Genomic DNA, 12,646 nt, shown 5'->3' with positions numbered 1-12,646 from the left:
TGCCGAGCCGCCCGGATGCGTCAGTCCTTGCTGGCGTTGAGCTTGCGCAGCTCTTCGTAGGTGGCCGACTGGACGAACCAGAAGCCGGAGACGATGCACCAGCCGAGGCTGCCGACCACGAACACACCCAGGGCTGGCAGGAATCCGCCGGTGAACAGGGTGATGAGGGCGAACAGCCAGATAACGGCCAGGGAGACGTAGAGGACGATGTTGTTGACGCTGATGACGAAGTCTTTCACGAAGCGTATTCCTTGCGGGATATCAGAAGATTGCCCCTCCAGGGGCGCGCCGATGCTATCACATTGCTGCTACTGAGGGCTTGACCCGCGACCGATACCTGCTGTTGAATACGCGCCCTCGAATCCCCGCAACCTTTTGCCAAAGTGGTGAAGCCAGTGCCCTGCGCCATCAAACACGCCTGATACCGACGACGGTCCATCGTGCCTGATGGCTGCCCGTGCTTGCGCGCGGCGGCGCTTCATCCTCGTACCTGCCTGATCCTGTCGTCGGTTTTTCCCTATTACCAAGGAGAAACCCATGAACATGGATTTTCGTGCCGACGCACATTCCCTCGAACTGCTCAAATACCCCCGCACAGCACATCTGCAAGGCTCGCGCCTGCAGGACGGCGACAGCGATGCCGGCCAGGTGGCCTATGGCTCGCTGGCTGGCCAATGGTTGGTGGTGGAAGAGAAACTCGACGGCGCCAACGCCGGCATCAGCTTTACCAACGGTGGCGAGCTACGCCTGCAATCGCGTGGCCATTACCTCAGCGGCGGCGGCCGCGAGCGCCAGTTCAACCTGTTCAAGCAATGGGCCGTGGCCCACGAGCACTGGTTGCTCGAACGTCTTGAAGACCGCTTCGTGCTGTATGGCGAGTGGCTGCACAAGAAGCACTCGGTGTTCTACGACCACCTGCCGCATTTCTTCTGCGAGTTCGACGTGTGGGACCGCGCCACAGGCCAGTTCCTGTCCACTGCGGCGCGCCGACAGCTGCTCGCGGACGGCCCGGTGCTGTCCGTACCGGTGCTGTACGAAGGCCCGGCACCGCGCCGCTACGCCGACTTGATGGCGTTGCTCGGCGACTCGCTGGCCAAGACCGCGCGCTGGCGCGAAGTGTTCGAGCAGGTGGTACGCCGCGAAGGCCTCGACCTGGCCCGGGCCTGGCGCCAATGCGACCGCTCGAGCCGCATGGAGGGGCTGTACCTGAAGCTCGAAGACGAGCGCCAGACCCTGGGCCGGCTCAAGTGGGTGCGCCAGGACTTCGTCCAGGCCATCCTCGACGCCGACCAGCACCATGCCAACCAACCGTTCATACCCAATCAACTGGCCGCAGGCGTCGATCTCTATGCACCGCGCCTGTCCCTGGACTGGCACGGCGAACGCCGCGGCTACTGAAGGAGCTTCCCGAAATGGATATTCGCCAACTGCAACAACTGGTGCCCGACCCCGGGCACGACATGGACAGCGCCGCTTGCCTCGCGGCCATCCCGGCCCTGGCACGCCTGGCCGACACCCCGCAGGATCCGACCTATCACGCCGAGGGCGATGTGTGGGTCCATACCCGCCTGGTGGTCGAAGCGTTGCTGGCGCAGAGCGCCTACCGCGACGCCAGCGCCGAGCAGCGCTTTGTGCTGTTCTTTGCAGCCCTGCTGCATGACATCGCCAAGCCCGACACCACGGTGATCGACCCGCAGACCGGGCGCATCGGCCAACCCGGCCACTCGCGCCGAGGCGCGGTGGATGCACGCCTGCTGCTGTGGCGCGCTGGCGTGCCGTTCGCGCTGCGCGAACAGATCTGCCGGATCATCACTGTGCATCAATTGCCGTTCTTTGCCCTGCAGGGTGACCGCAGCGGACGCAGCGCGGAGTTTCTGCTGCACAAGCTGTCCTGGGAACTGCCGGTGTGGATGCTCTGCGCGGTGGCCGAGGCCGACATGCAGGGTCGCCACTATGCCGGCAAGGCCGATGTATTGACCGCCATCGAACTGTGGCGCGAGCTGGCGGCAGAGGAGGGGTGCTTGTACGGCCCGCGAGCGTTTGCCGACGACTACACACGCATTCAGTACCTGCGTGGCGCCCGTGTGCATCCGGATTATGCGCTGCACGAACCCCAGGGCTCCCAGGTGGTGATGCTCTCCGGCCTGCCGGCCAGCGGCAAGGATACCTGGATCGCCCGACACCACCCGGACCTGCCGGTGGTGTCGTTCGACGACGCGCGCCAGGCCCTGGGCCTGCGCCACGGCCAGAACGAAGGCGCGGCCGCGCACTACGCCATCGACCGGGCCAAGGCGCTGTTGCGCGAGCGCAGGCCCTTCGTGTGGAACTCGACGCACCTGTCGGCGCAGATGCGCAGCCGTACGCTGGACTTGCTGTACGGCTACGGGGCGCAGGTGGAGATCGTCTACCTGGAGCGGCCGGAGGACGAGATCATGCGGCGCAACCAGCGACGCGATACGTCGCTGCGCAATGACGATATACGGCGGATGATGTTCAAGTGGGAGGTGCCGTTGCCGACCGAGGCGCATCGGGTGAGGTATGAGGTGGTGACGGGCTGAGCATCGATCAGAAGAATATTGACAAGTTTCGGACTCTTCTGACTTTAGTGCGCCTTTTCGATCTGACGGGCTTGTTCGGAGTTGCCTTAACGGCGAAAAGCGATCAGTTGGCAATTTGTCCGCTCTAGTGGGAAAACCGCCACAGGCGGGATATATCGGTCAGGTATTATTTAACACGGGCGTAGCGCTGACTAAGTGCCCTCGCGGTAGCTGCTAAACAAAGGAACGTGAATATGCGGCACTGGTTTGACTCAGGAGTGGCGAAAAGAATCTTCACTGTCTCGTTTCCGTTGATGGGAACGATGGTCGGCAATTTACTGATGATGCTGGTCGACAGACTATGCCTGGCGCACTACTCACAAGATACGCTGGCCGCGTCTGGCCCTGCGGTATTCACAAGCATGGCGATCATCGCGTTTTTCTGTAGCACGGTGGGGGTGGCACGTTCCTTCATTGCGCAGGCGCATGGTCGATCAGGGCCCAGTGCAGCTTCGCGTGAAGCTGCACTGGGGCTGCTCCTCGGTATGGCCTGTGGGGCCCTGCTGTTCATCGCAGCCCCGCTGATCGCGATGATCCCAAAGCTCAGCTCTCGACCAGCGCAGATTGTCAACCTGGAGTCGCGGTATATGCTCTGGGCGGCGCTCTTCGGTGGCGTAATGACGATCGACACGGCGCTGTCCTCGTTTTTCAACGGTGTTGGTCGCACCCGCGAAACACTTATAGTGGGAATCATCGGTCAAGTAATCGACTCGATCTTCACTGTCGGCCTGGTCTTCGGCAAGTTCGGGCTGCCCGAAATGGGCATGACTGGGGCCGCTGTCGGTACATTGATCGGCACGCTGTCCATGCTGGCATGCTATGCCGTAATGCTGCCTCGAGAAGTCTGGCTTGAGGTGATGAACATCTTCATTGCCCGCAGCGAGCACCTAGTGCCGCAGCTGTTTTTCCGGTTGCGTAGAGGTGTTCCCGGTGGCCTATCCGCCGGAGTGGATCAGCTAGGAAACACTGCGTTCATCTGGATTGTGGCGGTACTGGGCGCCAGTGCACTAGCGGCAAACAACGTCAACCTAACCGTGAATTACCTAGGCATCATCCCAATCATTGGGTTAGGCATTGGTTGCAGCATTCTGTGTGCGACTGCAGTGGGCAAGGGGCGCTACACCGAGTTGGCAATGATCCTGCGGGTCACGGTGATCATTGAACTGCTCTACGTCCTGCTGGTTTCCACCGTTCAAATCACAGTGCCGCAAGTCTTGCTCAGGGCGTTTGGTGATCTGGGACAAAACGCGCAGACGATGGCCCTGGCCATCGATACACAACGCGTGCTGTGGACATTCTCCACTGCCTTTGTCTTCTCGATGACCGGGGCCGCCGTCCTGGAGAGTATTGGCATGGCCCGATTTTCACTGGTCGTGCGCCTGACGCTGATGTGGTGCATGAGCATTCCGTTGATCTATTGCGTCGCCATGAGCAATCGTGACGCCCCGTCGTCGCTAATAACTTGCTGGATTATTGGTTCGGTGTTTGAACTTTTGATTGGCTTAATTTACTTCTGGCGAATCGCCAAAGCCATTCGGGGGGCCGAAAACCGTCTTCACCTGGAGTCTCATTCAGCTAGCGAGAACGCTTTGTGAACCTGAATGCGAGCATCAGCGACTGGGCCAAGCGTTCTACAACCACTTCAACCTGCACAAGCTCGCCGATCAGGCTGCATTGTGTAACCTTTTCGAAGCAGACGATGAGAAAGCGTCAGGCTTGATCTTGAAGCTTTTTCGTCTGCACTGAATGGCAGCTTCCGACCCAATGAAGACACTCCTCAGCTGAGTATCAGCCGTCCTCCTGTGACATGCGCCCTACCTGTCGTTCACTCGGATGCAAACGACGGTCGCTCGGCGAACCATGCCACCGCCAGCTCCTTGAACGCCTCGGCCGAAGGCGTCAGCGGGTAGCGCTGGTCATGCGCCAGTACGATGCTATGGGTTGGCAGTTTCTCCTGAGTCGGCCGACACACCAGCGCCTGGCCATCGTAACTATGGTCACCAAATGGCCGGGTATAGATCAGCGCCACGCCAAAGCCATTGGCGACGAGGCTGCGCTGCAACTCAAAGGTGCGCACACGGTGCACAACCGCGGGTGAAATGTCGTAAAAGCTGAACAGATCCAGTACATGCTGCCAACTGTGGACCTGATCGGTGACGACCAGGGTGTATTCGGCCAGCGCCTTGAGGCTGACGCGCGGTGCCTTGGCCAACGGGTGATCGGCCGACAGCAGCACCTGGGCAGTCAGCTGACACAGCTGGGTGCATTGAGTGTTTGGCGGTAAACCCAGGTCATAGGTGATGGCCAGCTCTATCGCGCCCTCACTGAGTCGCTTGCCCACATAATCGAAGCTGCCATCGCGCATATCGACCGTGACCCGTGGGCAGGACTGCTGCATCCGTCGCACGATCTGCGGCAGGCAATAGGGCGCCAGATCTTCAAAACAGCCCACCACCAGTTCCCCGACACACTCACCTGCATTGGCATTGATCTCGGCAAAGGTCTGGGCCTCTGCCAGCACGCGACGCGCTTGCACCATGACGGTACGACCGAAGGGAGTCAGCGATATGCCAAGACCACGCTGGCGTATGAAGATTGCCTGGCCCAGCACTTCCTCCAGTTCGGTGATGGCCGCCGAGATGGAAGGCTGTGATACATGAAGCTCCATGGCGGCAGTGGTCAGGTTTCCGTGCTTGGCCGCTGCGAGCGCGTAGCGAAGCTGCCTGAGTGTGAACTTCATAGGTTTTTCCGTGGTGAGGCATCAGGACTTATTATTTTATCCTCTTTTGTCGTTGTGAAATATTTCTCCTGCGCAGTGATCATCTTGTTTGGGAGCGTCACAATGACAATTACAAAAGCTCTGCTGTCCACGACACTTTCCTTAGGGCTCTTGGCGTGCGCAGGCGCCAGCCAGGCCGCCGGTTGGTGCGAGTCTGGCAAGCCGGTGAAATTCGCCGGTCTGAACTGGGAAAGCGGGATGCTGCTCACTGAGGTGATGCAGTTCGTGCTGAAAAATGGCTATGGCTGTGACACCGACAGCCTGCCGGGTAACTCCATCTCCATGGAGAACGCCCTGAGCAGCAACGATATCCAGGTGTTCGCCGAGGAGTGGGTAGGGCGCAGCGAGGTCTGGAACAAGGCGCAGGCCGCCGGCAAGGTCGTCGGTGTCGGTTCGCCAGTGGTTGGCGCGGTCGAAGGCTGGTATGTGCCGCGTTATGTGATCGAAGGCGATGCCAAGCGCAAACTCGAAGCCAAGGCACCGAACCTCAAGAGCATTGCCGACCTGGGGCAATACGCCCAGGTATTCAAGGACCCGGAAGAGCCGGACAAGGGGCGCTTCTACAATTGCCCGGCCGGCTGGACCTGCGAGCTGGACAACAGCCAGATGCTCAAGAGCTATGGCTTGGAAAACAGCTACACCAACTTCCGCCCGGGCACCGGCCCGGCACTGGATGCCGCCGTGCTCTCGAGCTACAAGCGTGGCGAGCCGATCCTCTTCTACTACTGGTCGCCAACCCCGCTGATGGGCCAGGCCGACCTGGTCAAGCTGGACGAAAAGCTAGGCGTGGACAAATCCGTGACCATCAAGGTGGGTGTGTCGAAGACCTTCCACGAGCAGGCGCAGGAACTGGTGGCGGTGCTGGAAAAGGTCAACCTGCCGATCGATCTGCTGAACCAGAACCTGGCGCGCATGACCAGGGACCGCATCGAGTCGGCGGAACTGGCGAAGGCGTTCCTCAAGGAGCACCCCGAAGTCTGGCACAGCTGGGTCAGCGAAGACGCAGCCAAAAAGGTAGACGCGGCACTCTGAAGGGTGGGCCGGTCCGGCGCCTGCCGGGCATGCCACACAGCAGTCCGCTTCACGCACTTGCTCGAGAGAACTCCATGTTTCCCAAAGACTTCACGTTTTCCATTGCCGACTGGGTCAATGGTTGGGTCGATGCGCTGGTCACCAACTACGGTGACGTGTTCCGGCACATTTCCGACACCCTGCTGTGGGCCATCGTCAATCTCGAAGGTTTACTGCGCGCAACACCCTGGTGGCTGATGCTGGCCGTCGTCGGCGGTATTGCCTGGCACGCCACCCGCAGAATCGTACCCACCGCGGTGATCGTCGGCTTGCTGTTCCTGGTCGGTGCGGTAGGGCTCTGGGACAAGCTGATGCAGACCCTGGCGCTGATGCTGGTGGCCACGCTGATCTCGGTCCTGGTCGGCATCCCGCTGGGTATCCTGTCGGCGCGCAACGATCGCCTGCGGGCGGTGTTGATGCCGCTGCTCGACATCATGCAGACCATGCCCAGCTTCGTGTACCTGATCCCGGTACTGATGCTGTTCGGCCTGGGCAAGGTGCCGGCGATCTTTGCCACCGTCATCTATGCCGCGCCGCCGCTGATTCGCCTGACCGACCTGGGCATTCGTCAGGTGGATGGCGAGGTCATGGAGGCGATCAACGCGTTCGGGGCCAATCGCCTGCAACAACTGTTCGGCGTGCAGTTGCCACTGGCGTTGCCGAGCATCATGGCCGGTATCAACCAGACCACCATGATGGCCCTGTCGATGGTGGTCATCGCCTCGATGATCGGTGCCCGTGGCCTGGGTGAAGACGTCCTGGTCGGCATCCAGACCCTGAACGTGGGCCGAGGCCTCGAAGCGGGCCTGGCCATTGTGATTCTGGCGGTTGTGATCGACCGCATTACCCAGGCCTATGGCCGGCCACGGCATGGGGTGGGCAAATGAGCGCCAAGCAGACGATGAACAAGATCGAAGTCAAGAACGTCTTCAAGATCTTCGGTGCGCGTGCCGAAGATGCCCTGAAATTGATCCGCCAGAGCAAAAGCAAAGAGCAGGTCCTGGCCGAAACCGGTTGTGTGGTGGGGGTAAACGATCTGTCGTTGTCCATCGGCAGCGGCGAGATCTTCGTGATCATGGGGTTGTCGGGCTCGGGCAAGTCGACCCTGGTGCGTCACTTCAACCGCCTGATCGACCCCACCAGCGGCCAGATCCTGGTCGATGGCGAGGACATTCTGCAGTACGACATGCAGGCCCTGCGTGAATTCCGCCGGCGCAAGATCAGCATGGTGTTCCAGAGCTTCGGCCTGTTGCCGCACCGCACCGTGCTGGACAACGTCGCCTACGGCCTGAAAGTACGTGGCGAGAGCAAAGCCCTGTGCACGGAGCGAGCCCTGCACTGGATCAACACCGTGGGCCTGAAGGGTTACGAAAAATCGTACCCGCACCAGTTGTCGGGCGGCATGCGCCAACGTGTGGGCCTGGCGCGTGCGTTGGCTGCCGACACCGACATCATCCTGATGGACGAAGCCTTCAGTGCGCTCGACCCGCTGATCCGCGCCGAAATGCAGGACCAGTTGCTGGAACTGCAAAAGACCCTGCACAAGACCATCGTCTTCATCACCCACGACCTTGACGAAGCGGTGCGCATCGGCAACCGCATTGCCATCCTCAAGGACGGCCGCCTGATCCAGGTTGGCACGCCGAAAGAAATCCTCTACCAGCCTGCGGACGAATACGTCGATCGTTTCGTGCAGCGTCGCGTAGCTTCGCTATAAGGACCCGCGTGTATGTCGTTTGCCGAAAAGATCATCATCGCCGACACGCCCGTTCGCTGGCAGGACGTGGTGGCTGTGGCCCGGCATGGCGCGAAGCTTGAGCTGGCCCCATCGGCCTGGGCGCGGATCGAGAACGCCCAGGCGATTGTCCAGCGCATCGTTTCCAGCGGTGACCGCGCCTATGGCGTCAACACCGGGCTTGGCGCCTTGTGCAATGTCTCGTTGCAGGACGAACAGCTCAGCCAGCTGTCGCACAACACCTTGCTCAGCCATGCCTGCGGCGTGGGTACCGCGTTGTCGGACGAGCAGACCCGGGCGATCATGTGCGCGGCGATCATCAACTTCTGCCAGGGCCGTTCCGGCCTTCAGCGCAAGGTGGTCGAGGCGCTGCTGACCTTGCTCAACCAGCAAATCACCCCGCAGGTGCCGAAACAGGGGTCGGTGGGGTACCTGACCCACATGGCCCATATCAGCATCAGCTTGCTGGGTGTCGGCCAGGTCAGCTATCGCGGCCAGATCGTGCCGGCGCAGCAAGCCTTGGCCGAGGTCGGCCTGGCGCCGATCAAGCTGGGTGCCAAGGATGGCCTGTGCCTGGTCAACGGTACCCCTTGCATGACCGGCCTGAGCTGCCTGTCCTTGGACGATGCCACTCGGCTGAGCCAATGGGCGGATGTTATCGGCGCCATGAGCTTCGAGGCCCTGCGCGGCCAGCTTGATGCGTTCGACCCTGAAATCATCGCGCTGAAACCGCACCCTGGCATGCAGCGCGTGGGCAGGAACTTGCGGCGCCTGCTCGAGGGCAGCGAAATCATTGCCAGCAGCCATGGCATCCGCACCCAGGACGCCTTGAGCATTCGCTCGATCCCGCAGGTGCATGGCGCCGCGCGCGATCAGCTGGAACACGCGGCACGGCAGATCGAGACCGAACTCAACTCCACCACCGACAATCCGATGTTGCTGGGCACACCCGAGTCGTACCGGGTGGTTTCCCAGGCCAATCCCCACGGCCAGTCCGTGGCCATGGCGGCCGACCTGCTGGCGATTGCGGTGGCCGAGATCGGGGCGATTGCCGAGCGTCGTCTCGATCGCCTGATCAACCCGTTGGTCAGCGGTTTGCCGGCCTTCCTGGTCAGTCAGCCGGGGGTGAACTCGGGCATGATGATCGTCCAGTACGTGGCCGCTTCACTGTGTGCCGAAAACCGTCAGCTGGCTCAACCGGCCGTCATCGACAACTACGTCACCTCCGGCCTGCAGGAGGATCACCTGAGCATGGGCACCAATGCCGGGCTGAAGCTGCACCGCGCCCTGGAGAACTGCACGCAGATCCTCGCCATCGAGTACCTGTTGGCGGCCCAGGCCTTCGAGTTCCTCAAGGAGCAGCGCTTTGGCGCCGGTACCAGCATTGCCTGGCGGTTGTTGCGCGAGCAGGTCCCGGCCTATGCCCAGGACCGTTGGCTGGCACCGGATATCGCCAGCAGTGCATCGATCCTGAAAGATCCCGACCTGCTTGGCGTTGCCTTCCCCGAGTTGCTATGAGCGATGCAGGCAGCAGGAGCGGCGGCAGGCCACGGTCATAAGGCTGGTATGTAATTGAGGGCCTTATCGCCGGGTTCTCTATGCATCTTGTCATTTGCAATGGCTTAGGGCAGGGTCGATGCCAAGGACAACTCTGCCAAAGGAGCCACACCATGTCGAAGATATATCCCGCTATCGATCCCGAGGGGCTGGTCGAGTATTCGGTGGTCTACACGGACCGCTCGCTCAACCACATGTCCCAGTCGTTTCAGGGGGTGATGAAGAACATTTCAACCACCCTGAAACACGTCTACAACGCCCAGGCGGTTGCGGTAGTCCCAGGCAGTGGCACGTTCGGCATGGAAGCGGTAGCCCGGCAGTTTGCCACCGGGCAGCAATGCCTGGTGCTACGCAACGGCTGGTTCAGTTATCGCTGGAGCCAGATCCTTGAGATGGGCAATATTCCAGCGGCCACAACGGTGCTCAAAGCCCGGCCAGTTGAAGCGGGGCGCCAGGCTGCCTACGCCCCGGCCCCGCTGGAAGAAGTGTTGGCGGCCATTGAGTCGCAGAAACCGCAGATTGTCTTCGCCCCCCACGTTGAAACCTCATCAGGGATCATCCTGCCCGATGAGTACCTGCGGGCCGTGGGCGACGCCGTGCATGCGGTGGGTGGCCTGTTCGTGCTGGACTGCATCGCCTCAGGCGCGATCTGGGTTGATATGGACAAATGCGCTGTCGACCTGCTGATCAGCGCACCGCAGAAAGGCTGGAGCGCCTCACCTTGCTGCGCCCTGGTGATGCTCAGCGCGTTGGCCCTCGAGCGCATCGAGTCGACGCAAAGCACCAGCTTCGCCTGCGACCTGAAGAAGTGGCTGCAGATCATGCAGGCCTATGAGCAGGGCGGCCACGCCTACCATGCGACCATGCCCAGCGATGCCCTGGCGCGATTCAACGAAGTGATGGAAGAGACACAGGCCTACGGTTTCGACAAGGTCCGCGACGAACAACAGGCCTTGGGTGATCGGGTGCGCGCAATGATGACTCGCAAAGGCATCAAGAGCGTGGCCGCAGCAGGCTTCCAGGCTCCTGGCGTGGTGGTGAGCTACACCGATGATGCCGATATCAAGAGTGGTAAGAAGTTTGCCAGCCACGGCTTGCAGATTGCCGCCGGCGTGCCGTTGCAATGCGACGAGCCGGCCGACTTCCAGACCTTCCGCATCGGGCTGTTCGGGCTCGACAAGCTGCACAATCTCGAGCGCACGGTCAGTACCCTTGAGCAGGCGCTGGACGAGGTGATGGTTAACTAGGCGCACGGTTGGAGAACCTGCCATGACAACAGAGGATGCGCGGTCGCGATTTGAAGCCAAGCTTCTTCGTCCGGCAAAGCCCGGTGATGGCAGGTCGTGGGCGTTCGCAGTGCTTCCGAGGGACGCGAGTGAACGGCTTCCGAGGCGGGGAAGGGCGACTGTTAACGGTACGATCAATGGGCATCCTTTTCGGGCTACCCTTGAACCCGATGGGCAGCTGAGCCATTGGTTGAAGGTCGGTAGCGAGTTGCTCGATGCGGCGGGGGTGGCTGTTGGCGATATCGTTACCCTCGAACTGATCCCGGTGAGGAAGGAGCCCGAGCCTGATATCCCAGCGGATTTCGAGAAAGCCTTGGCAAGCAGGCCTGAGGCTCAAAAGGTTTGGAGCACAACGACGACCCTCGCGCGGGTGGACTGGATCCACTGGATTACTTCAGCGAAGCAACTCAAGACGCGTGAAAAGCGAATTGGGGATGCCTGCGAGATGCTTGCGACCGGTAAGAAGGCGGTGTGCTGTTTCGACTCGTCTGGTTACTACAGCAAAGCATTTCGGGCGCCTGAGGCGGAAAATTGACCTGTGGTGCAGCCCGGGAACATCCAGGGACGCAACCAGCCCTATGTTGACGACAAGAGAACACTTTTTATGTGCTCTGAATCGGATTTTCCCTCTTCTCTGTAGTCCATTTCCGAAACATACTCCTAGCCCCTTACAGCCTGTTGCCACCCTTCTACCCGCCATCTAGTCTCGGCAAGTCGCTTCAAACCCAGCGACCGGCTTTGACAGGCCGCAGGTAGAACGAAGTCTCGTAGCAAGCCGTTATGGCGGCTGTACGTGGGGCACCTCGTGTGCGCCGGGTTTCCTTCGTCTCCTCGGTCTGTCAACCCACGTACAGCTGCCACCCTCTGTTTGACAGCAGGGTGTGGTGGCTCCACCGAGACGGAGAAACAACATGCTAAAGATCGTCCCCGATCCACCCCAGCACGACAAATACACTACCCACACCCTCGAAGACCTCCTGGTCCAGATCTCCGAATACCTCGTCTGTGCCCTGACCGTCAGCCAGCAGACCGTCCTGCTGCACGCCAAACCGCCAGGCCAGGTCCTGACACTCGCCGCCATGCACGAAATCGACAGCGCTCGCACCCTGGTGGAAGTGGCGCTGAGCCGCGTGCAATCCCGGCACTGACCTGGCGAGCCTGGGCTCGCACTTGATGTTCACCGATCAGGCCCCGCGCCGTTCGCGGGCCGCAGGAGGAATGGTATGGATAAGGAATTGCAAAACCCGCGCATCAGCAAGCTGGCAACCACTGGCGTCGGGCATTTCGGCGAGGCTGCAGAGGAGGGTGGTCAAGACCCGCTGTTCCGTGTTGTGGCGGGCCATTCAATGGAGCATGCGGTTGAGCAGGCAACCGTGCTGATGTGTGCAGTGCACAAGATCAGTGATCTGGCCATGGCGGAGACGGATCATTTGCCGACTTTGCTCACGGCGGTGCATTACCTCAGTGGCATGGCCAAGGCACTGGCCCAGGATGTGAATCATGGGTTGTTGGTTGGTCGGAGGGTTGAGTAGGAATGCCGTGGCCGCTCTGGCTGGTGTCAGTCTGTTAAACCCCAGGGCCGCTTTGCGGCCCATTGCCGGCTGGGTGCGCATTGGTTGGC

13 protein-coding genes are annotated in these 12,646 nt (G+C 60.9%); 11 read left to right on the top strand and 2 right to left on the bottom strand.

Annotation, left to right across the window (positions count from 1 at the left end):
* Positions 1-20: 20 nt before the first annotated feature.
* The gene (locus BMY03_RS00380; RefSeq protein WP_023630431.1) at positions 21-239 is read right to left on the bottom strand and encodes a hypothetical protein; all 219 of its coding nucleotides are present in this window, start codon (positions 237-239) and stop codon (positions 21-23) included.
* Between the two features lie 298 nt (positions 240-537).
* On the opposite strand from BMY03_RS00380, the gene BMY03_RS00375 reads away from it, so the two are divergent.
* The 3 genes from BMY03_RS00375 to BMY03_RS00365 all read left to right on the top strand — a co-directional run bounded on the left by BMY03_RS00375 (position 538) and on the right by BMY03_RS00365 (position 4,192).
* Complete coding sequence (locus BMY03_RS00375; protein WP_094009942.1) at positions 538-1,398, top strand: RNA ligase family protein; 861 nt, start codon at positions 538-540, stop codon at positions 1,396-1,398.
* A 14-nt stretch (positions 1,399-1,412) separates the two neighbouring features.
* Positions 1,413-2,558, top strand: a complete 1,146-nt coding sequence (locus tag BMY03_RS00370) for an AAA family ATPase (RefSeq protein ID WP_094009941.1) — start codon at positions 1,413-1,415, stop codon at positions 2,556-2,558.
* Between the two features lie 233 nt (positions 2,559-2,791).
* Positions 2,792-4,192: an MATE family efflux transporter gene (locus BMY03_RS00365; RefSeq protein ID WP_094009940.1), complete on the top strand. Its 1,401-nt coding sequence runs from the start codon at positions 2,792-2,794 to the stop codon at positions 4,190-4,192.
* A gap of 230 nt (positions 4,193-4,422) precedes the next feature.
* Here the strand turns inward: BMY03_RS00365 and BMY03_RS00360 are convergent, their stop codons facing one another.
* Positions 4,423-5,337, bottom strand: a complete 915-nt coding sequence (locus BMY03_RS00360; RefSeq protein WP_094009939.1) for a LysR family transcriptional regulator — start codon at positions 5,335-5,337, stop codon at positions 4,423-4,425.
* Between the two features lie 102 nt (positions 5,338-5,439).
* Here BMY03_RS00360 and BMY03_RS00355 point away from each other — a divergent pair, with 102 nt between their 5' ends.
* The 8 genes from BMY03_RS00355 to BMY03_RS00320 all read left to right on the top strand — a co-directional run bounded on the left by BMY03_RS00355 (position 5,440) and on the right by BMY03_RS00320 (position 12,557).
* The gene (locus tag BMY03_RS00355) at positions 5,440-6,408 is read left to right on the top strand and encodes an ABC transporter substrate-binding protein (protein ID WP_094009938.1); all 969 of its coding nucleotides are present in this window, start codon (positions 5,440-5,442) and stop codon (positions 6,406-6,408) included.
* A 74-nt stretch (positions 6,409-6,482) separates the two neighbouring features.
* Positions 6,483-7,334, top strand: a complete 852-nt coding sequence (locus BMY03_RS00350; RefSeq protein WP_023628999.1) for an ABC transporter permease — start codon at positions 6,483-6,485, stop codon at positions 7,332-7,334.
* Positions 7,331-8,164, top strand: coding sequence for a quaternary amine ABC transporter ATP-binding protein (locus BMY03_RS00345; RefSeq protein ID WP_023628998.1), 834 nt, complete (start codon positions 7,331-7,333; stop codon positions 8,162-8,164). Before BMY03_RS00350 ends, BMY03_RS00345 begins: the two co-directional genes overlap by 4 nt.
* A gap of 12 nt (positions 8,165-8,176) precedes the next feature.
* Entirely contained in the window at positions 8,177-9,700 is a 1,524-nt protein-coding gene (hutH, locus tag BMY03_RS00340) for a histidine ammonia-lyase (RefSeq protein WP_094009937.1), read from the top strand.
* 152 nt (positions 9,701-9,852) lie between these two features.
* Positions 9,853-10,986, top strand: coding sequence for a pyridoxal-phosphate-dependent aminotransferase family protein (locus tag BMY03_RS00335; RefSeq protein WP_094009936.1), 1,134 nt, complete (start codon positions 9,853-9,855; stop codon positions 10,984-10,986).
* 22 nt (positions 10,987-11,008) lie between these two features.
* Complete coding sequence (locus BMY03_RS00330; RefSeq protein WP_094009935.1) at positions 11,009-11,560, top strand: YdeI/OmpD-associated family protein; 552 nt, start codon at positions 11,009-11,011, stop codon at positions 11,558-11,560.
* A 376-nt stretch (positions 11,561-11,936) separates the two neighbouring features.
* A complete protein-coding gene (locus BMY03_RS00325) occupies positions 11,937-12,173 on the top strand; it encodes a hypothetical protein (protein WP_069017822.1) in 237 nt (78 codons plus the stop codon).
* Positions 12,174-12,248: 75 nt separating this feature from the next.
* Positions 12,249-12,557, top strand: coding sequence for a DUF3077 domain-containing protein (locus tag BMY03_RS00320; RefSeq protein ID WP_094009934.1), 309 nt, complete (start codon positions 12,249-12,251; stop codon positions 12,555-12,557).
* The last annotated feature ends 89 nt before the right edge of the window (positions 12,558-12,646 follow it).

The sequence above is a fragment of the Pseudomonas soli genome (assembly GCF_900110655.1).
Lineage (GTDB): Bacteria > Pseudomonadota > Gammaproteobacteria > Pseudomonadales > Pseudomonadaceae > Aquipseudomonas > Aquipseudomonas soli.
The sequence above is the reverse complement of the archived record's forward strand: the minus strand, read 5'-3'. Positions and strand labels throughout refer to the sequence as shown.